This window comes from Neopararhizobium haloflavum (genome assembly GCF_002750855.1).
Classification (GTDB): domain Bacteria; phylum Pseudomonadota; class Alphaproteobacteria; order Rhizobiales; family Rhizobiaceae; genus Georhizobium; species Georhizobium haloflavum.
Window position 1 is genome coordinate 74,161 of the sequence record NZ_NWUC01000002.1, and the last position, 20,533, is coordinate 94,693.

The 20,533-nt window shown below is 65.4% G+C and carries 24 protein-coding genes; 4 read left to right on the forward strand and 20 right to left on the reverse strand.

Annotated features, from left to right (window positions below; translation table 11 throughout):
- Nucleotides 1–25 precede the first annotated feature (25 nt).
- The 19 genes from CN673_RS04715 to CN673_RS04805 form a co-directional block, all read right to left on the reverse strand.
- Nucleotides 26–3,865: a baseplate multidomain protein megatron gene (locus CN673_RS04715; protein WP_099865110.1), complete on the reverse strand. Its 3,840-nt coding sequence runs from the start codon at nt 3,863–3,865 to the stop codon at nt 26–28.
- Complete coding sequence (locus CN673_RS04720; protein WP_099865111.1) at nt 3,865–4,314, reverse strand: NlpC/P60 family protein; 450 nt, start codon at nt 4,312–4,314, stop codon at nt 3,865–3,867. Before CN673_RS04720 ends, CN673_RS04715 begins: the two co-directional genes overlap by 1 nt.
- Nucleotides 4,311–5,201 carry a phage/gene transfer agent baseplate hub protein gene (locus tag CN673_RS04725; protein WP_099865112.1) on the reverse strand — a complete coding sequence of 297 codons (891 nt, stop codon included), beginning with the start codon at nt 5,199–5,201 and terminating at the stop codon, nt 4,311–4,313. Before CN673_RS04725 ends, CN673_RS04720 begins: the two co-directional genes overlap by 4 nt.
- Nucleotides 5,198–5,836, reverse strand: a complete 639-nt coding sequence (locus CN673_RS04730; RefSeq protein WP_099865113.1) for a DUF2460 domain-containing protein — start codon at nt 5,834–5,836, stop codon at nt 5,198–5,200. Before CN673_RS04730 ends, CN673_RS04725 begins: the two co-directional genes overlap by 4 nt.
- Before the next feature lie 43 nt (nt 5,837–5,879).
- A complete protein-coding gene (locus tag CN673_RS04735) occupies nt 5,880–6,416 on the reverse strand; it encodes a phage tail tape measure protein (protein ID WP_099865114.1) in 537 nt (178 codons plus the stop codon).
- Nucleotides 6,413–6,628, reverse strand: a complete 216-nt coding sequence (locus tag CN673_RS04740; RefSeq protein WP_306456955.1) for a rcc01693 family protein — start codon at nt 6,626–6,628, stop codon at nt 6,413–6,415. Before CN673_RS04740 ends, CN673_RS04735 begins: the two co-directional genes overlap by 4 nt.
- An 11-nt stretch (nt 6,629–6,639) precedes the next feature.
- Nucleotides 6,640–6,993, reverse strand: coding sequence for a gene transfer agent family protein (locus tag CN673_RS04745; protein ID WP_099865116.1), 354 nt, complete (start codon nt 6,991–6,993; stop codon nt 6,640–6,642).
- Nucleotides 6,993–7,400 (reverse strand): phage major tail protein, TP901-1 family, encoded by a 408-nt coding sequence (locus CN673_RS04750; protein ID WP_099865117.1) that lies wholly within the window; start codon nt 7,398–7,400, stop codon nt 6,993–6,995. Before CN673_RS04750 ends, CN673_RS04745 begins: the two co-directional genes overlap by 1 nt.
- A gap of 65 nt (nt 7,401–7,465) precedes the next feature.
- Nucleotides 7,466–7,870, reverse strand: a complete 405-nt coding sequence (locus CN673_RS04755) for a DUF3168 domain-containing protein (protein ID WP_099865118.1) — start codon at nt 7,868–7,870, stop codon at nt 7,466–7,468.
- A gap of 85 nt (nt 7,871–7,955) precedes the next feature.
- Nucleotides 7,956–8,285, reverse strand: a complete 330-nt coding sequence (locus CN673_RS04760; protein WP_099865119.1) for a phage head closure protein — start codon at nt 8,283–8,285, stop codon at nt 7,956–7,958.
- Complete coding sequence (locus CN673_RS04765) at nt 8,285–8,854, reverse strand: head-tail connector protein (RefSeq protein WP_099865120.1); 570 nt, start codon at nt 8,852–8,854, stop codon at nt 8,285–8,287. Before CN673_RS04765 ends, CN673_RS04760 begins: the two co-directional genes overlap by 1 nt.
- A gap of 70 nt (nt 8,855–8,924) precedes the next feature.
- Nucleotides 8,925–10,175, reverse strand: coding sequence for a phage major capsid protein (locus CN673_RS04770; protein WP_099865121.1), 1,251 nt, complete (start codon nt 10,173–10,175; stop codon nt 8,925–8,927).
- A gap of 2 nt (nt 10,176–10,177) precedes the next feature.
- Complete coding sequence (locus CN673_RS04775; protein ID WP_245409817.1) at nt 10,178–10,852, reverse strand: HK97 family phage prohead protease; 675 nt, start codon at nt 10,850–10,852, stop codon at nt 10,178–10,180.
- 75 nt (nt 10,853–10,927) lie between these two features.
- Nucleotides 10,928–11,245, reverse strand: coding sequence for a DUF6107 family protein (locus CN673_RS04780; RefSeq protein ID WP_099865122.1), 318 nt, complete (start codon nt 11,243–11,245; stop codon nt 10,928–10,930).
- Nucleotides 11,246–11,306: 61 nt separating this feature from the next.
- Nucleotides 11,307–12,482, reverse strand: a complete 1,176-nt coding sequence (locus CN673_RS04785) for a phage portal protein (RefSeq protein WP_370853010.1) — start codon at nt 12,480–12,482, stop codon at nt 11,307–11,309.
- Nucleotides 12,483–12,525: 43 nt separating this feature from the next.
- On the reverse strand, nt 12,526–13,797 hold the full coding sequence (locus CN673_RS04790) for a DNA-packaging protein (protein ID WP_442417529.1): 1,272 nt from the start codon (nt 13,795–13,797) through the stop codon (nt 12,526–12,528).
- Nucleotides 13,757–14,179 (reverse strand): hypothetical protein, encoded by a 423-nt coding sequence (locus CN673_RS21260; RefSeq protein WP_245409789.1) that lies wholly within the window; start codon nt 14,177–14,179, stop codon nt 13,757–13,759. The genes CN673_RS04790 and CN673_RS21260 overlap by 41 nt, the downstream gene beginning before the upstream one ends.
- A gap of 156 nt (nt 14,180–14,335) precedes the next feature.
- Nucleotides 14,336–14,779, reverse strand: coding sequence for a redox-sensitive transcriptional activator SoxR (soxR, locus tag CN673_RS04800; protein WP_280951164.1), 444 nt, complete (start codon nt 14,777–14,779; stop codon nt 14,336–14,338).
- 80 nt (nt 14,780–14,859) lie between these two features.
- The gene (locus CN673_RS04805; protein ID WP_099865126.1) at nt 14,860–15,324 is read right to left on the reverse strand and encodes a YcgN family cysteine cluster protein; all 465 of its coding nucleotides are present in this window, start codon (nt 15,322–15,324) and stop codon (nt 14,860–14,862) included.
- Between the two features lie 174 nt (nt 15,325–15,498).
- On the opposite strand from CN673_RS04805, the gene CN673_RS04810 reads away from it, so the two are divergent.
- The 4 genes from CN673_RS04810 to CN673_RS04825 all read left to right on the forward strand — a co-directional run bounded on the left by CN673_RS04810 (nt 15,499) and on the right by CN673_RS04825 (nt 20,203).
- The gene (locus tag CN673_RS04810; protein ID WP_099865127.1) at nt 15,499–17,688 is read left to right on the forward strand and encodes a transglycosylase domain-containing protein; all 2,190 of its coding nucleotides are present in this window, start codon (nt 15,499–15,501) and stop codon (nt 17,686–17,688) included.
- A gap of 50 nt (nt 17,689–17,738) precedes the next feature.
- Entirely contained in the window at nt 17,739–18,326 is a 588-nt protein-coding gene (locus CN673_RS04815) for a DUF1214 domain-containing protein (protein WP_099865128.1), read from the forward strand.
- 55 nt (nt 18,327–18,381) lie between these two features.
- A complete protein-coding gene (locus tag CN673_RS04820) occupies nt 18,382–18,870 on the forward strand; it encodes a DUF1254 domain-containing protein (RefSeq protein ID WP_157928802.1) in 489 nt (162 codons plus the stop codon).
- A 310-nt stretch (nt 18,871–19,180) separates the two neighbouring features.
- The gene (locus tag CN673_RS04825) at nt 19,181–20,203 is read left to right on the forward strand and encodes a DUF2336 domain-containing protein (protein WP_099865130.1); all 1,023 of its coding nucleotides are present in this window, start codon (nt 19,181–19,183) and stop codon (nt 20,201–20,203) included.
- Here CN673_RS04825 and CN673_RS04830 read toward each other — a convergent pair.
- A complete protein-coding gene (locus tag CN673_RS04830; RefSeq protein ID WP_099865131.1) occupies nt 20,190–20,531 on the reverse strand; it encodes a DUF1491 family protein in 342 nt (113 codons plus the stop codon). The genes CN673_RS04825 and CN673_RS04830 overlap by 14 nt on opposite strands.
- Nucleotides 20,532–20,533: the final 2 nt, after the last annotated feature.

The window sequence follows — 20,533 nt, forward strand, 5'->3', positions numbered from 1 at the left end:
GGGTCCTTTCTGCTGCTTGGGATCGTCAGAGTTGAATGGTCCGGCTGGCCGGCAGGCCGAGCGCGACGCGATCGCCGAACTGGCGGACGGTGAACCGGAAGAAATCGACCGGCGCGCCGGCGTCCGCAATCTGCTCGGAGAGCGGGTAGACGAGGCTGCCGGATGGGACCTCACCGCTGCGAACGGTTTCGCCATCGATCGCGATGTCGATCAGATAGCGCTCCTGCGCGGCGTCGAGCGGGATTTCGGATGGCATCCAGCTGTCGGCGTAAAAACGGCTCCGGCGAATCCAGGACAAAACGATGTCGCCATTGACCTGTCGGCGCGCCCGCAGGTGAACGGGCGACAGCGGCATCAAGGCCCTCAGGCCCATGGGTAGGCCATCCGCGATGCTCAGAATGTGGCCGCGGCTTTGCAGGCGCCAGTTCAAGGGCACGGCGACGGCTGACGCGGGCAGCGTGATCGTGGTGACGGCACGATCGATCAGAACCACCGTCGCACCTGCCTCGGCCCCCGCCGCCATCGCATCCTCCGTCCCCGCCTGACCGCGCAGAAGCCGGCTCAGCCGCCATTGACCGATTGCGACCTCCTCGGCCTTCGCAAACTGCACGACTTCCCAGCCGCCCGATCGCGAGCGTATCGCAAGACCATTGGCACCATTCATCACCGCCAGGTCGCTGGACGAAGCCGGCGCACCGAAATCGAACCGGCAATGGATCTCTGCCGAGTTGTCGAAACGGCCTGAAACGCCGGCGTTGATCGGTGCGGTCAGGGTGCCCATGCGCGAGGGGGCACTGACCTGTGCGACGTCTTCGTAGCCGTCCTCTCCCGCCGCTATGTGAAGGCTTGCCGGCCGCCACGGCCGGGCAAAGGCTGCGATGCGAGCCCAGGCGCGCTCATCGCCGCCTTCCATCACGGGAAGATCAAGCAATGCGACGGTCGGCTTCCATAGCGCGTCGATCGGCAGGCCGTCCTGGCGGCTTGGATCGGCCGGCGCTACGCGTGAGGGAACGCCATAGGCCAGCCCGCGGGCTTCGACACGGCGGTCGATGCCATCGGCGATCGCACCGACAAGCAGCCACTCGCCCGATTCCGCATCGAATGTCACGACGTCGCCGGGCTCGATCGCCAGCGCCGTCGGCGGAATTCCAAAGCTGACGCGATCACGACCCGACCAGTGGTCACGCAGCCAGAGATCGATTTCCCGACCAGCCGACCCGGTATCCATCGTTGCCGGCAACGCGATGCGATGCTGGCGCCGGCTCGCCGCCTCAAGTCGCCGCGACCGGGCCGTTGCCGGCTCGAAATCGGCAGCTGGATCGAAATGATCCAGCACAGCCTCATTCGCCAGTTCGGAGACCTGGCCGCGCGTCGTCTCGACCAGAGGCTCATCCCGCACATCGACCACGGCGGGAACAATGACGCGGGCGCGGACGTGACGACTGCGCGAGCGAAACACGATCTGGCCATCCACCTCCGTGGCATCGGCCTGCAAGAGGCCGAGAAGCGGCTCGAGCAGTGCGCGCGCCGCCATCGGTTCGGTCTGCACATATCCCATGATGTCGGCGCCGAGATCGTCGACCTGAAACAGCGCGAAGCCATGGTCCTGCAGAATTGCGGCGATCATGTCGGCTGCGCTCGCGCTACCGAGACGCCCGGTCAGCCAATGGCCCGTCGCCCAGTTGTCGCCGTCGCTCCAGACATGACGCTTTTCGGGAAAGGCCGGATAGGGCCGCGCGTCCCAGGTCCAAGCGAAAATGCACTGCGGATCGACCATTCCGGCAGGGGCCTGTCCTTTCGTCCAGTACTGCAGATGGGCCTCGAGGAAGCGGCGCTGGACCAGGTCAGAGCGTGTCCCATTGGAAAAGTGCGGATAGCCGCTTTCGGACGATTTGGGGTCGGGAAAGACGTTGGGCTGGTTGGCTCCCTTGTCGACGGCCGGGCAGCCAAGCTCGGTGAACCAGATCGGCTTTGCGCCCGGCACCCAGGCCGTCGGCGTATCATGCTCCACTCCGCCCGAGCGCTCATGGTGCGCATTCGACCACCAGCTCTCCATATCCTTGAACCGGAAGACCCACGGCTTGCCGGCTGCGCCGTCGGTGATCGGCGTGCGCTGACGAAGGCGCCGGTCGTCGTCCGAGGCGTAGTACCAATCGAAACCCTCACCGGCGGCGATCTGGTTGGCCATGGCAGTGCGATCGGTTGGCGTCGCAAAGCCGTCGGGGTTGCCATTGACGAGATCATCGTCGCGCCAGTCTGCAAGCGGCATGTAGTTGTCGATGCCGACGGCGGTGATCGCAGGATGCGCCCACAGCGGATCGAGATTGAAGAAGAGGTCGTCGCTCCCATCGTCCGGCCGGTAGCCGAAATACTCGCTCCAGTCGGCAGCGTAGGTTATGCCCGTCGTATCGCCTAGGACAGTTCGCAAATCGGCCGCCAGCCGTGCCATCTGATCGACGAATGGGAAGCCGCCCGCATCGTCGCGAACGCGCGTCAAGCCACGCATTTCCGAGGCGAGCACGAAGCCGTCCACGCCACCGGCCAATGTCGCCAGATGCGCGTAATGCAGGACAAAGCGGCGAAACCCCGTATCGCCGCCGTGATAGGCAATCGCCCCGTCGCCGACTGCGAAGTCCGCCGCCTCTGCCGCTCCGCAGAAGGCTTCCACCTGCGCCATCGCGTCGGCCGTCTGGTCGGCGCTTGCCGGCCGGCCGATCGCCGGATGGGAAGTGATGCGGCCACGCCAGGGGTAGACCGGCTGCTCCTGCGCGCCTTCGGGGTCGGGCTTGGCGTTGCCGGCCGGAATATCCATCATGATGAAAGGATAGAGGAAGACCTTGAGGCCCCGCGCCTTGAGATCGGCGATCGCTGCCAGCACCGCGGCATCGTTCGGCGTCCCGCCAAATGCGGGTGCATCATTGCGCCTCGACATCAGATGCGCGTCCTGCCGCGTCAGGCCGGAGACGGTCCACGGCACGCTTTCGTCCAGTCGCTCGCGCACTTCGACGCCCGGCCGCAGGCGGCATTGCCCCGCTCGCAGATCGTCCCCGAACCAGGCGCAGATCAATGCGACCGACTGAAGATTGGGGCACAAAGCCTGCAATTCGTCGATGGATGCCGTCCAGTCCGTTTCGGCGAGCGTGACGTGGCGGTTTAGGATTCGGCTCTCTCCGGCGGCCACCGTTTCACTGACCGGATGCGGCGCATAGCCGTGTTCGCTCGCACCGGGGATGATGGTGATCGCGCGCAATTCACGTTCCAGGAGGCCGACGGGGCGAGTCACTTCGAAATGCAGCACGGGAATGCGATTGCCGAAGCGATCGAGCGGCAGCCGTTCGAAAACGACGTAGGCCAGCCCGCGATAGGCCGGCGCATGTCCCTCCCCCTGCTTTGCCTCGATCAGCGGATCGGGACTTTGATCCTCGCTGCCGCGATGCAGCCGGAATTCGATCTCCGTCAGGTCTATCTCACGCCCGTCCGCCCAGACGCGTCGGATCGCCGCCACCGGTCCCTCGCAAAGGCCAATCGCGAAGTTCGCATAGTAGTTGTGTGTTTCGACCCTCGCGCCGCCACTGACCTTCCCGCCCTGACGCTCGCTCGTCACTTCCTCCTCGAAGCGGGTCGCCCAGATCAGGTTACCGGCGATGCGCGCCGTGCCGTAGAGCCGCAAGATACCGGCGCCTTCGTCGGATGTCGGAATGCGCCCGCCCTCAAGCCTCGGGCCGCGAACTGTTCCGCCACCGACCAGGGAGCGGTCGATCGCCGAACCGGCAAGTGCGCCGGCTGCGCGTCCGGCGACCGCACCGAGCGGTCCGAAGATACTTCCCAGCGCAGCACCGGCTGCCTGCAGCAAGATGGTCGCCATCAGTCGACTACTCCTGGAAATCGGAAAACAGCGGCGATGCGACGCCGCCAGGCGGGAATGAGGGGTGATTCGATCACGCAGGCCTGCTCGTATGCATGGATGAAGCGATCGGCTGCGCTGACGATGCCGACGTGCTTGGCCGGCAGATGGGCGCGCCAGCGAAATGCGATGATGTCGCCGGGTTGCATTTCAGCGGCGGGCAGCGGGGGGCCGCAATGGCGCCGCCCCGCCGCGATCAGACGTTCGGCAGAAGTCATTTCTGCCCAGTCCGGTTGGTACGGTCCGGGCTGCTCGGCTTCCTCGCCGTAGATGTGCCGCCATACACCACGCACGAGACCGAGGCAGTCGCAGCCGACATTCCGGGTCGACCCCTGGTGGCGGTAGGGCGTGCCGATCCAATCGCGTGCCGCCTCGACGATCGCGACGCGGCGCACCGCGCCTGTCTTCATGTCGTCACCAGCGGGCGACCGTCGTGTACGGTGTCGCCATCGGCGTAGCCATAGGCGAAATCCGAACCGGGCAGATGGGGAAACCCTTGGTAGTTCAGATGGTTGGAAAATTTCGTTCGACATGTCTCGAACCGCTTGTCGCAGCCGGCCGTCACCACGAAGGAATCGCCCGGTTGCGGCGGATTGACCGGCGGCGCCCAGAAAGTGAGCGTGTCGCCCTCGCCGTCCTTGCCATGATCGAGGATTTCCCCGCCAAGCCCGGCATTGGCGCCATCCTCCCAGCGCAGATAGCCTTGGCGAAAAAACCCGTCCTCGGCCGTTTCCAGGCCGGATACGCGGAGCTCCATCCCGTCCGCAGTTTCCACCGTTCCGGTCCGGCGAAACGCAGGGTCTTCCAGATCGATGCGACAGCGCCGATCTCCGAGGTCGGCGTCGCAACGGCGAGAGTAGATGCGACCGTTCACCTCATTCAGCCGATGGGCCAATCCCCTCAATTCAGCGCGAAACTCGCCGTCGGCATGCACCACTTCGCCGATCTCGAACACACGCATGCGCAAGCGCTGCTCCGTATCGGCCCAGTTCACGGTGAAAAGTTCCACCCGCGCACCGTCGAAACGCCCTTCGATCAGTTTCTTTCTCGATATCGCCTCGGCGCGGAAAGCCCCGGCAACCTCGCCGCCGTCAACCGACAAGCCCAATTCTGTCTGCACGTCGCTGGCGCTGAAGCCGCTGACTGCGGAAAAGACCGTGCCGTCGAACGCGAGGTCGCGATCATGATCGGTGAAGCCGAGGACGATGCCGTCGCGTCGGGTCAGGCGCCACGCGCTGCACAGCGTCGTTGCCTGCCCCTTCAGATGGTTGGCGAACGCCGTCGGCAATTGTCTCATGGCACGATCTCCACCAGTGGCAGTGTCGGGACCTGTCCCGCCCGGAACGCGGTCAGGTTGATGTCAAGATTGTCGATGTTGAACCGCACCGGCACGTCGAATTCGAAGCCGGCCGTCAGCGTGGCGCCGGGCGGCGGCACGGCGTGATCGGCGAAGGTAATCGTGCCGGCGGTCGTATCGGTCGCATATTCGAAGGCCGACAGAGGCACGCCGTCGCGAGCAACCATTATGGTCCCGGCGACGGGCTTGGCGATCCGCCGGACGCTGCTGCCGCCCGCATCGCCGTAGACCTTGGTGATGTCGAAGATCCGCGTTTCACCGTCGCCGGTACCGAGCGGCTGATCGCCGGAGCTTGGCACCAGACCGGGTGCGCAGCTCTTGTGGTCGAGTGGGTCGCGAAAACGAAAGCCATGAAGTTGTCCGCGACGCGCCTCGAAAAAGGAAATGATCTCATAGAGATCATCCAGGGTCTTGACGCTCGAACCCACCTCGTAGCGCCGCCGCGCATTCATCCACCGCGCATTGCGGCTTTCCCGCCCGTTCGATAGGCGCACGATATCGGTCCTTCGCGTCGGGCCGCCGCTGCTGGCGAGAGCCAGCCGCAGCGGCAGCCGCACTTCGTGAAAGTCGGCCATCGCCTCACCCTTTCGTCGCTGCTCAAGATTGTCCTGACGTCTTTCAAAGACTGCGGCCGCCGCGACCGACGGCGCGCGCCAGCATCGCGGTGATCTGACCTTCCGATCGGCGGAAGCTTTCCGCATCCTGCGTCGTGACGTTGAAGACGATCGGTGCGCCCCCTGCGCCATTGCCTGACGCGATCCCGAGTCGCCCGTCGCTGCCGCGCGACAGCGGCAGGATGGCCTCTGGGCCTGCCTCACCCATCAAGCCGAGATCGCCGCCCATCGGAAAATAGCTCGGCGCCGACACGACCCCGCCATCGGCAAAGGGCATGATACGTCCGGTGAGGTTGGCAATGGCGCCCGACACCAGGGTCTCGAGCGGCCGCGTTCCCGCATCGAGTGCGATGTCGCTCAAGCGACCTGCCAGGCCACGAAGCACGCCCTCCAGATCCCGTCCGTCGATCACCGCCGAGCGAAACGCCCTGCTGAGCGCGCCGGCAAACCGCCCGGACCGCGCCTCCAGATCATCCATGACGGTCTGAAAAGGTTCGGCATTCAGCCCGACGCGATAGGTCAGGTCTACGTCGTCGTTCATCGTTTTTCCTCGTCAGGGTAGCGCGCCATCAAGGCGGCGAGCGCGGACACGTCGGGCCGCGCATCATGCGACGCCGAACCGCCGGCCATCGCGGCGAGTTCGCGCGGGGTCAGGCGCCAGAACTGTTCGGGGGGAAGCCGCAGGCGAGCGAGGCCGAAATGCATCACATGTCGCCATGGGAAGGGCACCGCCGCTGGTCGCCCCACACGCACGCCTGCGGCCTCTACGGGTTTGCGGCCACCCGATCCTCGTCTTGTGCGAATGTCAGTGCCAGAAGGTCGGAGGCGAGTTCGGCGAACCCCCTCACCCCGCCGTCGATCGTCATTTGCGCCACGTCGTCGTCGGAAAGCACATGGCCGCCACCGCGCAGTCCCGCGCCGACGATCCTGATGATATCCGTGGCAGACAGGCGGCCGTTGGAAAAGCGTGCGACCAGATCGCTGAGGTTCTCTGCGCTGAAGGCATCCTCAAGTTCGCACAGCGCCCCGAGCGTCAGGCACAAAACGCGCTGCTCGCCGTCCAGCCGTGCGGCAATCTCGCCGCGCCGGCGGTTGGCGTTGAATTTTACGAGTCCCATCAGGCGCCTCCGAAGGAAAGCTGACCTGCTGATTCAAGCGCGATCTCGAAGGTGATCTCGCCATCGTGGCGTCCGGCATATTCGAGCGCGGTGATCTGGAAGGGCCCTGAGACCGTGCCGAAGGACGGAATGATGACCTGCCATCCCGCGATCGTTCCGGCAAAGAAGAGCTCGCGCGCAAGGCCATCGGCCGCGGCGTCCTTGAAGATGCCCGAACCGCTGAGCGAAGCGCGCTGAATGCCCGCTCCGGCTATGAGTTCGCGCCAGCGGCCGGCCGATTCGGAATCCGTCGCGTCTACCGTCTGGGCGTTGAAAGCGAGACGCTTGGCCCGCAGCCCCGCCACCGTCACATAGCCCGTGCCGTCATCGACCTTCAAAAGCAGGTCCTTGCCTTTCTGTGCCGCCATCGGCCTTCCCTTTCCATGATGATCGTGTCGGAGCCGGCGTGCCGGCCCGGTCTTCGCAATGTGAATCAGGACGTTTCGATAACCGCGCGGAAACGCAGCATTGCCCGGTGACGTCGGGCCTTCGCCTCGCGTTCGACCCGGATCGCGCGCAGACGCAGGTTGACCAGATACGCACCATCGAGTGCGAGATCCCGGTCATGCAGAACGGCGACAACGGCCGACGCGATTTCCTGCGTCTCACGCTTTCCGTCTACTTCGGAGTAGATGGCGATCGCGATGTCGTGTTCTTCGCCGCGTTCGGTCGACGTGCTCCAGTCCCGCGTTTCCATCTCGGCGAACGCTATGCGCGGCGACGGTCCATTTTCGATCAGCCTGTCGACGATGCGTCCGGTGCCGATCAGCGCCGTCAATGCCGGGTCGCCGTCCAGCGCTTTGAAAATTGCCTGCTGCAGGCTCGCTGCGCCAATCATGGCCGTGCACCTTCGCACGCCTGTTGCCGCGCCAGTCGATGAAGCAGCGCGTTCAGATCAAGAACGGTTATGGTGAGGCTCGGGGTCATGACAGTGTCTCCTCGCAGGCGCAGACGAGATAAAGACCGTCGGCGTTCGGATCGTATGCCGTGCGGATGACAAGGCGGCGCCCGGCGAGGATGAAGCGCATCCCGGCCTCGACCCCGCTGCGATGGCGAATTGTGATGCGATGGGCGAGCGCTTCTCGACGCTCGCCGGCGATCTCGGCGGAACGCGCGCCGTCGGAATCGACGCGGGCCCACACTGTGCCGATCGGCTCGAAGGTGCTTACGACGCCGCCCTGGCCATCCGGTGCCTCCACGGCCTTTTCGAGCGTCAGTCGGCTGCGCAGCGATCCCGCATCCAGAGCCGCCATCACAGCGATTTCCGGCAGTAGGGTGCGATCAGGCGCTCGTATCCCGGCGGCACGGTTGCCGGCTGGTGGTCGCGCCCGACTGCGCCACGCAGCGCGTACATCGCGGCAATGTGCAGGAGCATGGCGCGCTTTAGCACGTCGGGCACATCCGCCCCGCTTTCGCCGTAGCCGGCGGTAAACTCGATCTCTATGCCGTTGGTCAGTTGCGCCGGCGCGGGCATGGCAGCGACCACCAGTCGCGCGGGTCGCCGGGCGGTATCGAGCCGCACCGTCGCAAGGTCCATCTCCTGCGGCATACCTTCCCCGTCGTAGACGACCACCGCGTCGAGCGAGCGCACGGGATGTTTGCGGATCAGGATCGCCTGCGCCTTTGGCCAATCGTCAAGAAAGAGCCGAAAGCTCTGATGGAGCAGCGACAAACCCGCAGCAGCCTCCAGATACTCTCTCGCCGTGCGGATGAGAGCTTCGATCAGTTCGTCTTCGTCCTGGTGCTCTACCCGCAGATGTGCCTTCGCCTCGGCAAGCGTCAACGCTTCGCCGACGGCTGGATCCGTCACGACTATCGTCATCGTCAAATGTCCTTGAAACGTGAGAATGGGCGGCCCGGGAAGGGCCGCCGGAAAGATCGAGCCGGACCGCTCAGGTCGCGGCGAACTTCACCAGCTTGATGGCGTCGAAATCCTGAACGCCGCCGCCAACGCGCTTGGTCGTGTAGAACAGCACATACGGCTTGGCCGAATAGGGATCGCGCAGCACGCGTACGCCGGTGCGATCGACGACGAGATAGCCGCGCCGGAAGTCGCCGAAGGCAATCGGCGTCGCGTCGGCGCCGATGTCCGGCATGTCCTCGGCCTCGACGACAGGAAAGCCCATCAGTGCGGCACGCTGGCCGGCGGAGGCCGGCGGCTGCCAGACGTAGTTGCCGTCGGCATCCTTGATCTTGCGGATGGCGGCCTGGGTCTTCCGGTTCATCACGAAGCTCGCGTTCTGCCGGTAGCCGGCCTTCAACGCATAGACCGTCTCGACCAGCACGTCGCTCGGCTCGGCCGGATCGAAGTTGCCGTCCGTGCCGGTGGCGATATGGCCAAGGCTGCCCCAGGTCCAGTCGTTCTCCATCACGCTTGGGTAATCGAGGAAGCCACGCGGCTTGTTGACGCCGTCGCCGGCGACGAAGGCGGCCCCCTCCTGCTCGGCGAATGCGATCTCCACCTCCGCGGTGATCCAGGCGTCGATGTCGACGGCGCTGTCTTCCAGCAGCGAGGCCGTCGCCGCCGGCATGGCGTATAGCTCCATCGTGGGGAAACTGAGTTCGGCGAGCTGGCCGGTCGCGGTTTCGGGGCGTTGGTCCGTCTCGCCGACCCAACCGACGGCCATGCCGGACACGGCGAAGGGCTTCTTCAGCACCGCGCCCGTGACCTGCCGGACCGTCGCGATCGAGCGGATAGGCGACAGTTCGCCGAGCCTGCGGCCGATTTCGGTGTCGATCTCCTCCGGCACCAGGAATCCGCCATCGGGATCGGAGCCATAGGACATCGCCTTTGCCTCGATCTGGCGAAGCCCGGTCTCCTGACCCTTGCGGATATAGGCGCCGAATGCGTTTGTGTGCTCAAGGCGCTCGGGCGTGCCGGTGGCTCCACCGATGCGCGGCCTTGCCTTCGTCAGCAACAGGCCATCGATCGCGCGCTGCTGTGCATCGAGCGATTTGGAGATCCGCTCCACCTTCTCGCCCGTGACGACGTCGGCCGCCCCCTTTTCAGTCAGTTCGTCGATCCTGCGGTCATTGTCCTCGCGAAAGGCCTGAAAGGTGCGCATGAAGTCACCGAAGGCGGTTTCAATGTCGTCGGGTGCGCTCTTGATTTCCGGCGCCCGTTTGTTCTGCGCTATTGGCATCGTCACATCCTTTGTTCGATTTGCATCGCCCGGGCCGCTTTGCGGATTGCCGCCGCCAGCCCGGAGGGGTCATCGGCCCCGGCGGCATCCCGCACACCGGCCAGCCCGGCAAAGCCCTTGGCCATCACGGCCCGGGCCTGCCCGCGCGACAGTCCCGCATCCCGCGTCAACCATCGCTCGAATTCACGTTTCGTCGGCATGGCGCTGGCGCCCTTGAGGGCATTCACGCGCGCGCCGGGCAACATCGGAAACGTCACCACCGAAATTTCCCAGAGGTCGGCCTGGAGGATCCGCCGCACCCCGGAGCGTGCGTCGCTTCGCGCCTTCACCGCCTCAAAGCCGATCGACAGTCCGTCGATCGCGCCGGCGGCCATCAGCTCGCCGATCTCGCGGGCCCGCGCGACGCCGGTTGCCAGTTGACCCTCCACCCGCAGACCCCGCTCATCCTCTTCGATGGCGATCCACCGGCCGATTGGCTCGTTCGGGTCATGCTGAAACAGCATCCGCACCCCTTGCGCGCCGCGCGCCTTCAGCGATGCGGCAAACGCGCCGGGCGCGATCGTGTCGCGGGACAGGTCGACCGTCTCGAACAGGCTGGCATAGCCGGAGAACCGTCCCGTTCCGGTCACCCGTTCCAATGCCAGCTGCGCGTATTTCTTCTGTCTGCAGGCGAGCATCGCGTCTGCACTCATCGGACCCATCCTTTCGTTGTCACTTGATGAACCGGCTGGCCGGTCCTCCGGGCACTGACCCTAGCGGCGGGCCTCGCTCCAGCGCTCGGCCATGCGCGCCAGGACACCGAGCGCCCACCATGCGCAAAGACTGGCTGCCGCCGAGCCCATCAGCGTGATTTCCAGCGTGGTCAGGCGCTCGCCTATGGCCAGCCAGTCGGAGAGCGCGACGCCGGTCGCCCCACCGAAGATCACGCCGCTTGCCATGCCGATGAAAAACCGTCCCGCGGCTTCGCGGCGCCCCTTGGGCAGAAGATAGACCAGCGAGATCAAGGCGCCCGCCATTGCGCCGAGGCCCTTGGCCAGCCAGATGCCGAATTCCTGCGCGACGTCCGTCATCGCCGCCTCCCGTGCTTGATGGTGAGGTGATGAGCCATCCGATTGACGCACGGATTCCGTTTCAGGCGCCAACCGGTTGATATCCAACCGCTTCCCGCTTCTCGTCCTCGCTCAGGAACGTCGCTTCGTTCAGCCTGCGCCACTGGGCGTCGCGCTCCATGGCAAGGCCCGCGATGGCGTCCGTGTCGAAGTCAAGCCTCAGATCGGAACCGAATGCAGGGCCGAGCCATTGCGTGAATGCTGCACAGGTCCGCGACAACAGCGGCATGACGGTCAGGCGGTAGAAGGCGCGATTGGCTTCCTGATAGTTGGCGTAGGTGTTGTCGCCAGGAATGCCGAGCATCATCGGCGGCACGCCGAAGGCGAGCGCGATATCGCGCGCCGCTCCGTTCTTCGCCTCGACAAAGTCCATTTCGCGCGGCGTCAGGCCCATCGCCTTCCAGTCAAGGCCACCCTCCAGCAGGAGCGGCCGCCCGGCCCGTCTCGCCCCGGAATAGCCGTCCTCCAGTTCCTCCTTCAGCCGCTCATATTGCTCGTCGCTGAGATTGCCGCCCTCTTTCGGCTGATAGACCAGCGCACCGGAGGGGCGGGCCGAATTGTCGAGCAGTGCCTTGTTCCATTGTGCAGCCTGGTTGTGGAGGTCGAGCGCCATCGAGGCCGCCTCCAGCGGCGGAAACCCCATATGATCGTCGAGCGGATGGAAGAGCCTGAGATGCATCAACCCGCCCTCGCCCGCGTGGCCGGCCACGATGCGGCGCGTGCGTCCCCGGCTGGTGTGGTCATGGCCGAGGGGCCAACCCTCCTCCCCCTCCACCGGACGCACCGTATCCGGGCGCAGCGGGTGCAGTTCGCGCAGCGCTCCGTCGACCCAGACGGCTTCGGCGAATGCGTTACCGGACAGCAGCAGGTGCCCGTAGAGCGTTTCCAGGAACTCCGGCCCGCAGTGACGCGGACTGGGAGCTGCGAGCAACGTCAGGATCGGATGGGCGTCATGCTCGCGCCGGCCTTCATAAACGAGCCAGGGAACCGCAGCCGCAGCCTCGCAGATCAGGCGCACGCATCGGTGTGCGACAGGATTGCGCATGTAGCCCGCCCGCGCCAGCGTCGGATAGGTCTTCAGCGTCCAGTTGGCGCCGCCGGCCGCGTGCAGGGCCACGAATCCGCTCGTCGCCATCTTGGTTTCGGCAGGCGCTTGCGCGCTCGGCCGGCGCTTGCGCCAGGGCAGCCCTCTTGTCAATCGCATGGAGTGATCCTTCCTGATGAAGCCGAAGAGGCTCTCGTCAAATCCCGCGCACGCGCGGCTGGCCATCGGCGCCCAGCAACAGGGCCGTCACGGCCCAGACCAGCGCATCCAGCCGGTCCGGCGAGCGCGCCGACGACAACCCGTCCGGCCCGAAGTCGCACATCTGGTCCTCGAGCGCCGGAAAGCTTCCGGCGTGGGCGACCCGTCCCTGCTCGTAAAGCGCGGCCACCGGCTCGGCGCGCAGCCATTTGCCCCGCGTGGCACGAACCGTTGTGACAGGCAGTCCGGCCTCGACGGAACGCAGCGTCGCCGCGACCATGTCGCCGCCCTGGTTGATCTCCGCCACGACACGGTCGGCGTCGAAACGGCGATAGAGTCCGACCACCACTCGCGCCCAGCCCGCCGGGGACGCGCCGGCGATCGAACCGTCCTCCACGACGACGGCGCGGCCGTCGCGATCAAGCCCGGCGACGATGATGCCGCAGCACGAGTCCTTCGCCCCCGCGGAGGCGGGCGGATCGACGGCAACCACGATCCGCCTCAGCGGGCCCGTCTGCCGCACGCGCACCTTCTCGATCAGCGCGCGAGGCCAGAGGGCATCGTCCCGATCCTCGATCAGTTCGCCATCCAGTTCCTGGCGTCCCAGCCGGGTGCCGCCGTAGCGCGCGGCCATCGCCGCCATGAAGCCGGGCGCCAGATGGCGCACATTGTCGTTGGTCGCGATCCGCACCGTGACGGTCGCCGGATCGGCCATCAATTTCTTCAGGATCGGCAGCGGTCTCGGCGTCGTCGTCACCAGTTGCCGCGGCCGGGCGCCGAGGCGCAACGCGAATTGCAGCATGTCGAACGTCTCCTGCACGTGACGCCACTTGGCCAGTTCATCGCACCAGGCGATGTCGAATTGCGGCCCGCGCAGGCTTTCCGGATCTTCCGACGAGAAGATCTGCGCCACCGCGCCGCTGTCCCAGACAAGGCGCCGGCGTGATGTTTCGAAACGCGGCCGGTCGTCCCGAGCGATCCGGCAAATGCCTGAAACGCCGTCGATCATCACCTCGCGCGCATCGCCAAGCGTTTCGGCGACGAGGGCGATCCGCATCTGGGCGCCGGTCGCCATGCCGAGCGCCTTGCGCCGCATCCCGCTCGCCAGCGCCTGGATCCACTCCGATCCTGCCCGCGTCTTGCCGGACCCGCGCCCACCCATGAGCAGCCAGGTCCGCCAGTCGCCGGGCGGCGGCTGCTGCGCCTTGCGGCCGATGATCGACCAGGCGCTAGCCGCGTAGCGCTGCTCCTCCGGCGTCATCTGATCCATCACCCGTGACATCAAGTCTGGCGGCGACCAGTCCGGGCAATCGGGTCGCGACGATTTCCCGTGCTCGCTCCTCGGCGAGTTCATCGATGCGGGCGGCAACCCGTTCGGCCAGATTTTCTCGCTCATGCTCGTTCGCTGCGTCCGCCTTGATTTTCGCTGCCTCGTTACGTTCGGTGCTGAGGTCGCGACGCAACTGGTCGACCTTTTCCATGGTGCGCGCGAGCAAGGCGATCAGATCGACCGCGGTCTTGCCGTCTGCCTTGCCTGCCGGATCCGTCTTCCTCAGTTGATCGAAGCGATTGAACTCCTCAGCCAGAAGTTCGGCCATCCGACAGAGCGTCCGCTCGAACGCGCCCGGCGGCGCCGGCTCCAAATCATCCATCGCGATCCTCCGCCTCAGTGATCCGGGCACAAAAAAAGCGCCGCTCAACGCAGCGCTTCTTCATCAACCGTCTCCACCGCCCACAGCGGCAGCTACACTTTCTCGACCATATCCAAACCCTACCAAACGACCGTCACGGTGTCAAGGATTATTTTCCTATTTCTCATGCACCTCCAGCAACCTCGCGCCCGCGCCCTCCTCGCCCAGCACATCGTGAGGGTTGCGCAGCGGGCAGTCGCGCACGGACAGGCAGCCGCAGCCGATGCAGCCGGCCAGTTGGTCGCGCAAACGGGTGAGGCGGTCGATGCGCTGGTCGAGATCGGCTTTCCAGCCTGCCGAAAGGCGCGCCCAGTCGCGGGCGTCGGGCGTTCTGTTCTGCGGCAGGCTCGCCAAGGCATCGGCGATCTGCTGCAGCGGGATGCCGGCCCGTTGGGCCACCTTGATCACCGCGACGCGGCGCAGGACGTCGCGCCCGTAGCGTCGATGATTGCCGGCATTTCGCCAGCCCCGGATAAGGCCCTTTCCCTCGTAGAAATGCACGGTCGAGACGGGCACGCCAGCGCGCGCCGCGACTTCGCCGACCGACAGATCCGGTTTCATCCGCCGCTCATTCGATGGCATGGGTCGCCTCTCCGCCATTCCTCAACCTTGATTGAGCTTAATGGCGACTGAGTCGTTCTTCAACGTTTGTCGGGCACGTCTTCGAACGGCCAGTCCACGAGGTAGTCCTCGAAGTCCTCGACCTCGATGCCCTCCTCCGCCACGGTGCGCGCCCTGACGGAAACGCCTGCCTCGTGCACCGTTTCACGGCTCATCGAGACGAGGTGGTGCCACCAGTAGAGATCGCGGCCTTCCTTGACGAGGCGGTAGCCGCATGTCGGCGGCAGCCAGGTCAGTTCGCGCACGGCCTTGGGCGTCAGGCCGATGCAGTCCGGCACGAATTCCTGACGTTTCTCGTAGTCGGTGCACTGGCACGATGTGCCGTCCAGCAAGCGGCATCGGATGTTGGTCCAGGCGATCTCTCCGGTGTCCCAGTCCTCCAGCTTGTTGAGACAGCAGCGCCCGCAGCCGTCGCACAGGCTCTCCCATTCCGCCGACGTCATTTCCTCGAGCGTCTTGGTTTGCCAGAAGGGTGTGTCATTCATGTCGCTTCACCGCGAATTGAGCACGGGCATCATGCCGATTTGCTTGTTCTTGTTGGCAAACTACGCCAAAATTTAATCCTCAAGGGGCGATCATACCAGGCGGCGGTTTTGCCGCAGCCCGTCGTTGTGGCCGGATCGTGAAAACGCGAACGTGCCGGGTTAAACGGCGCCGGCATGTCTAGGGTTAGCGGGGCTTATTCGATCGTGCAGGATCCCTTCAGCCAGGAAGATCGACCGCGCAAGCGCAGCAACATCCTGCTGCGGCTAGACTCCTGGCTCGACTCGACGCTCTGGTCGGCAGGTTTCGGCATGGGCGAGACGTGGGAGGAGATCACCATCTTCTTCCGCCGCTTTCGCGCGCGCGGCACCAAGCGGGTCGTCGTCGAACTGCTGGGCGAAGGCATGACGCTGGGCGTTGCCGGTTCGGTGCTCATGCTGGCGCTCGCCCTGCCGGCGTTCGACGAGACCTACGGCGACTGGCGCGCACAGGACGATTTCGCGGTCACATTTCTCGATCGGTATGGCAACGAGATCGGCCATCGCGGCATCATCCACGAGGATTCGGTCCCGGTCGATGCGCTGCCCGATCATCTGATCAAGGCGGTCCTTGCGACCGAGGATCGCCGCTTCTTCGAGCATTACGGGATCGACGTGCTCGGCCTCGTCCGCGCCATGGGCGAAAACGCGCGCGCCGGTGAGGTCGTCCAGGGCGGCTCGACGCTCACCCAGCAGCTCGCCAAGAACATCTTCCTGACCAACGAACGCACGATCGAGCGCAAGATCAAGGAAGCCTTTCTCGCGCTGTGGCTGGAAGCCAACCTTTCCAAGCAGGAGATTCTCGGCCTCTATCTCGATCGCGCCTATATGGGCGGCGGCACCTTCGGCGCGGCCGCCGCCGCGCAGTTCTATTTCGGCAAACCGGTCACCGATGTGACGCTGGCCGAAGCGGCGCTGCTTGCCGGCCTGTTCAAGGCACCGGCGCGCTATGCCCCGCACAACAACCTGCCGGCCGCCCGTGCCCGCGCCAATCAGGTGCTCACCAACCTCGTGCAGGGTGGCATCATGACCGAGGGGCAGGTCATCGGTGCACGGCGCAATCCAGCGACCATCATCGATCGCGGCAAGACGGAGGCGCCGGACTATTTCCTCGACTGGGCCTTTGAACAGGTCAAGGAACGCGCCGCCGGCTACCCCAGCCATTCGCTCATCGTACGCACCACCATCGATCTCGACCTGCAGAAGGCGGCCGAGGACTCGCTGGAATTCAATCTGCGTCAGAACGGAGCGGCCTACGAGGTCGACCAGGGAGCCATCGTCCTTCTGGAGCACGGCGGCGCTGTGCGCGCCATGGTCGGCGGGCGCGACTATGGTGAAAGCCAGTTCAACCGGGCATCGCGGGCACTCCGTCAGCCCGGCTCGTCGTTCAAGGGCTTTGTCTACGCCGCTGCCATGGAGAACGGCTTCACACCCGACTCGGTGATCTCGGACGCGCCGATAACCTGGCGCGGCTGGTCGCCGCGCAACTATACGCGCGGCTATTCCGGCTCGGTCAATCTGACGACGGCGCTCGCCAAGTCGCTCAACACCGTGCCGGTCCGCCTCGCGCGCGATCATCTCGGCACCGACGTGATCGCCGAAACCGCGCGGCGCATGGGGGTCGAGACGCCCGTGCGGACCGACAAGACGATGCCACTCGGCACATCCGAACTCACGCCCCTCGACATGGCGACCGCCTACGCCGTCTTTCCAGCCGGCGGGTTCGAATCGCAGCGGCACGGCATCACGCAGATCCTCAACTACCGCGGCGAAATCCTCTACGACCACACCCGCGACACACCGCCCCCGCAGCGCGCGCTGACGGAACAGGCGACGATCGCGATGAACTCCATCCTGGCGCAGATCCCCGAATGGGGAACCGGCCGGCGCGCCAAGCTCGACGGCATCCGGACAGCCGGCAAGACCGGCACGTCGCAGTCCTACCGCGATGCATGGTTCATCGGCTTCACCGGCAATTTCACCGCTGCCGTCTGGTACGGAAACGACGATTTCACCGCGACGAACAACATGACCGGCGGCTCGCTGCCGGCCATGACGTTCAAGCGGCTGATGGACTTTGCCCACCAGGGCATCGATCTGCGGCCGATCCCGGGTGTCGCCCCGGAGGAACGTCCTGCCGACGCAAATGCGCTCGAGGTTGCCGAAGGCGACATGGAGGTCGGACCGGCGCGGCGTCATCGCGCGCTGTCGCGGCAGGGCACGCGCGTCCTTCGCGCAATGGTCGAACGCTTCGCCGATGACGCGCCGCTGAAGCCGAGCGACGAGGTGGCGCAGGCCGCTGGCCTCGTCCAACAGGACAGCCGCTGAGCGGTCATCGGCGCCCTGCCCTTACGACACTGACAAGAGACGGAATTCCCTTGCTGCGTACGCCACTCCTCGTTGCCCTTGCCCTGGCGATCGCCTTTGCCGGTGGAATCTACTCCACCATCGCGGCGATCGAAGCGGACGACGCGTTCGACGTTTTGGCCATCGGCCCGTGGGAAGCGACGCCGCTGGCTCAGACGGACGCGGCCAATCCTTATGCCAAGGCCCGCCGCGCCCGCACCGGCAGCTTCGCGCTCGGCCAGGCGGAGGGCCTGCTGTTTCGTACCGCAGCGGATAGCACTGGAGCGCGGCTCAGGGGAACCTGCAGCTACCGCATCGCCGGGCAGACGCCGCCCAGCCGCCTCTGGGTAATGCGGCTCACCACGACCGCCGGCGCCACGCTGGACAGTCCCGATATCTTTCCGCAGACGGTCCACTCCAACGATCTGCTGCGCGCGCCAGACGGCACGTTCGCCGTCCGCCTCGACGGGCAGGCTCGTTCGGGCAACTGGATTCGGCTTGCCCATGACGGGCCGTTCGAAATCGAGATCACGCTCTACGACACGCCTGCGGCGGGCAATTTCGGCCTCATCGATCTGGCGATGCCGTCCGTCGAGCGACTGGACTGCGATGATGCGTAATCTTTTGATCGCCGTGGCAGCGGGACTGGTCGGTGCGCTGGTGCTTCATATCGCGATGATCTTCGCGCTGCCCTTCTTTGCAACGGGCGATGCGTGGTCACGCGTGGCGGGCTTGCCGCTGGAAGGCCGATTTGTGGAGGCGGAAAGGCTCGGCGACACAGAAACCGCGGGCCTGGAACACCCCTTCACCACCACCGCAATTTGCCGGTTCGAGATCACCAGCCAGCCGATCCACCTGCGTGCCGAAGGATATGTACCGTTCTGGTCCCTCGCCGTTTTCGATCGTCAGTCCAACGAAGTGTTCAGCATGAATGATCGCACTGCCGCCGGGACAGCGCTCGACGTCACGCTGGCCACGCCGATCCAGATGATCGGCCTGCGTGAAAGCATACCGCCAGCCCTGGCCAATTCGGTGCTGGTCGAAACCTCCGCCGCCACCGGCTATATTCTGCTGCGCGCGGTGGTACCGGATGCCTCGTGGGAAAGCTCGGCCGCGGCCTTTCTGGACAGCGCAACCTGCGCGCCCGTCGATCCGGCGGCCTGAACGAACGCACGAACCGATCGCCGGTGCGTGTCAGCGCGGCATCGGTCTTTGCACACCCGTGAAAAGCAGTATCTTCGCCGTCGCCCCCGGCGGCGGCTTCGTGCCTGGCGCCCCTGTGCGCTTCGGTGTCTGTGCCAATGAAATTATCGCTGCCATGTCAGTCTCCGTCCTTGCCTAAACGGATGCACGCGAGACGATGTCACCCGGCTTGTTGAGCCGAATTTCATTGAGCCACCAGATGGTTAACGGCTTGCTAACGGTTTTCCTTTAATTTGCGTTTAGTTTCTTAGTTTTGCGTAGGTGTATTCGCGTGCCAGACCGATTTCGCGATCTTGAAGTGCCTGGCAAGCCGGGACGCAAGGATGCCGTCCTGCTTGCGACCGTGTCGAGTTTCGAAGACATGGCGCACCCCACCCGCAACGATCTTCAGCAATTTTCCGACCTGTTTCTGCCGCTGTTCGCCGTCGCCGGCGATGAGGCCCGCCGCATGGCCTCGGCCGCCCTTTCGCGCTGCCCCAACGTTCCGCGCGCGGTCGCCGAAACCATCGCGAGGCAGACGCTCGACGTCGCCGCCCCGTTCCTCGTCCATGCCATCCATCTGGACGAGGAACTCTTGATGATGGTCCTGCGGACGCAGTCGAGCGGCCATGCGCGGGCGGTGGCGCGGCGCGAGGGCTTGACCCAACCCGTAATCGACGCGCTGGCCGCCCTTAACGACAGCTCCGTCAATCGCAGCCTGGCACTCAGGAACCTCCGTCCGGTGCCGGCAGCGGAGGTGAGCACCGGCGCCGGACGCGAAGAGCAGATCAGAACCGAATTGCGGGCTCTCGTCATGCGCAATGATCCGAAAACGTCGCCCAGGAACGATGCCGTTCTGCCCAGGGTCGACCCGGCGATCGAGCAACGACTGATCCGCTATGCCACCTCCGCCGAGCCGTTGTATTTCACGACGGCCCTCGCCGACGCGCTGCAATCGGGTTTCGGTCTTGCCGAACGCATCATGCTCGACGTTTCGGGGCGCCAGCTCGCCGAAACACTGGTTGCGCTCGGGCTGCGCTATACCGTCATCATTGTGGCGCTGGAGCAGTTCTTTCCCCATCTCGCCGAGCTTGCAGCAGGAGAGCGCCGTTCATTGTCGTTGTTGCGCGGCTGCGCCTTCACCGACTGCGTCGATCGCGTCAAGGCATGGCAGCGCGCCGACCGCGCCACGCGGAACCGCCCCACCCATTTACCGTTCACGATCGAAACCGAGGCTCCCCGGCCATCCCGAGAGCAGCCAAAGCACCCTCAACCCGCCGCACGCGCGACGCGCGACCATATCAAGCGGGCATGATCGTCAGATAATCGTCGATCCGCTCGACTTCGATCTCCACGACCCAGAGGTCGCGGTCGAAGCGGAGCTCGCGGTCGAGAGCGGCGGCGATCTCATCCGATGCATCGGTGATGCAGCGCATCTCGAAAACCCGGTCTTGAGGCTTTTCACTGTCGAAGACGCTCTGCGGCGCCGGCCCGTACAATATCTGCGTACCATCGCGGTGGCGCACGCGCACGAAGATCGCGCCCGCCTCCGGCGCCCCGCGCCGCTCCACGGCGGCAAATCCGCCGGCGCCGAAAACGCGGCGCACGAGGGCCGAGACCCAGATGTCACTGGTCAGCCGCATAG

Bases quoted from the DNA above. Each gene is read 5' to 3' on its own strand.
- CN673_RS04715 (WP_099865110.1), bottom strand. From the start codon at position 3,865: ATGGCGACCATCTTGCTGCAGGCAGCCGGTGCTGCGCTGGGAAGTATC.
- CN673_RS04720 (WP_099865111.1), bottom strand. From the start codon at position 4,314: ATGAAGACAGGCGCGGTGCGCCGCGTCGCGATCGTCGAGGCGGCACGC.
- CN673_RS04725 (WP_099865112.1), bottom strand. From the start codon at position 5,201: ATGAGACAATTGCCGACGGCGTTCGCCAACCATCTGAAGGGGCAGGCA.
- CN673_RS04730 (WP_099865113.1), bottom strand. From the start codon at position 5,836: ATGGCCGACTTTCACGAAGTGCGGCTGCCGCTGCGGCTGGCTCTCGCC.
- CN673_RS04735 (WP_099865114.1), bottom strand. From the start codon at position 6,416: ATGAACGACGACGTAGACCTGACCTATCGCGTCGGGCTGAATGCCGAA.
- CN673_RS04745 (WP_099865116.1), bottom strand. From the start codon at position 6,993: ATGGGACTCGTAAAATTCAACGCCAACCGCCGGCGCGGCGAGATTGCC.
- CN673_RS04750 (WP_099865117.1), bottom strand. From the start codon at position 7,400: ATGGCGGCACAGAAAGGCAAGGACCTGCTTTTGAAGGTCGATGACGGC.
- CN673_RS04755 (WP_099865118.1), bottom strand. From the start codon at position 7,870: ATGATTGGCGCAGCGAGCCTGCAGCAGGCAATTTTCAAAGCGCTGGAC.
- CN673_RS04760 (WP_099865119.1), bottom strand. From the start codon at position 8,285: ATGGCGGCTCTGGATGCGGGATCGCTGCGCAGCCGACTGACGCTCGAA.
- CN673_RS04765 (WP_099865120.1), bottom strand. From the start codon at position 8,854: ATGACGATAGTCGTGACGGATCCAGCCGTCGGCGAAGCGTTGACGCTT.
- CN673_RS04770 (WP_099865121.1), bottom strand. From the start codon at position 10,175: ATGCCAATAGCGCAGAACAAACGGGCGCCGGAAATCAAGAGCGCACCC.
- CN673_RS04775 (WP_245409817.1), bottom strand. From the start codon at position 10,852: ATGCTCGCCTGCAGACAGAAGAAATACGCGCAGCTGGCATTGGAACGG.
- CN673_RS04780 (WP_099865122.1), bottom strand. From the start codon at position 11,245: ATGACGGACGTCGCGCAGGAATTCGGCATCTGGCTGGCCAAGGGCCTC.
- CN673_RS04790 (WP_442417529.1), bottom strand. From the start codon at position 13,797: ATGGATCAGATGACGCCGGAGGAGCAGCGCTACGCGGCTAGCGCCTGG.
- CN673_RS21260 (WP_245409789.1), bottom strand. From the start codon at position 14,179: ATGGATGATTTGGAGCCGGCGCCGCCGGGCGCGTTCGAGCGGACGCTC.
- soxR (WP_280951164.1), bottom strand. From the start codon at position 14,779: ATGAAACCGGATCTGTCGGTCGGCGAAGTCGCGGCGCGCGCTGGCGTG.
- CN673_RS04805 (WP_099865126.1), bottom strand. From the start codon at position 15,324: ATGAATGACACACCCTTCTGGCAAACCAAGACGCTCGAGGAAATGACG.
- CN673_RS04810 (WP_099865127.1), top strand. From the start codon at position 15,499: ATGTCTAGGGTTAGCGGGGCTTATTCGATCGTGCAGGATCCCTTCAGC.
- CN673_RS04820 (WP_157928802.1), top strand. From the start codon at position 18,382: ATGATCTTCGCGCTGCCCTTCTTTGCAACGGGCGATGCGTGGTCACGC.
- CN673_RS04830 (WP_099865131.1), bottom strand. From the start codon at position 20,531: ATGCGGCTGACCAGTGACATCTGGGTCTCGGCCCTCGTGCGCCGCGTT.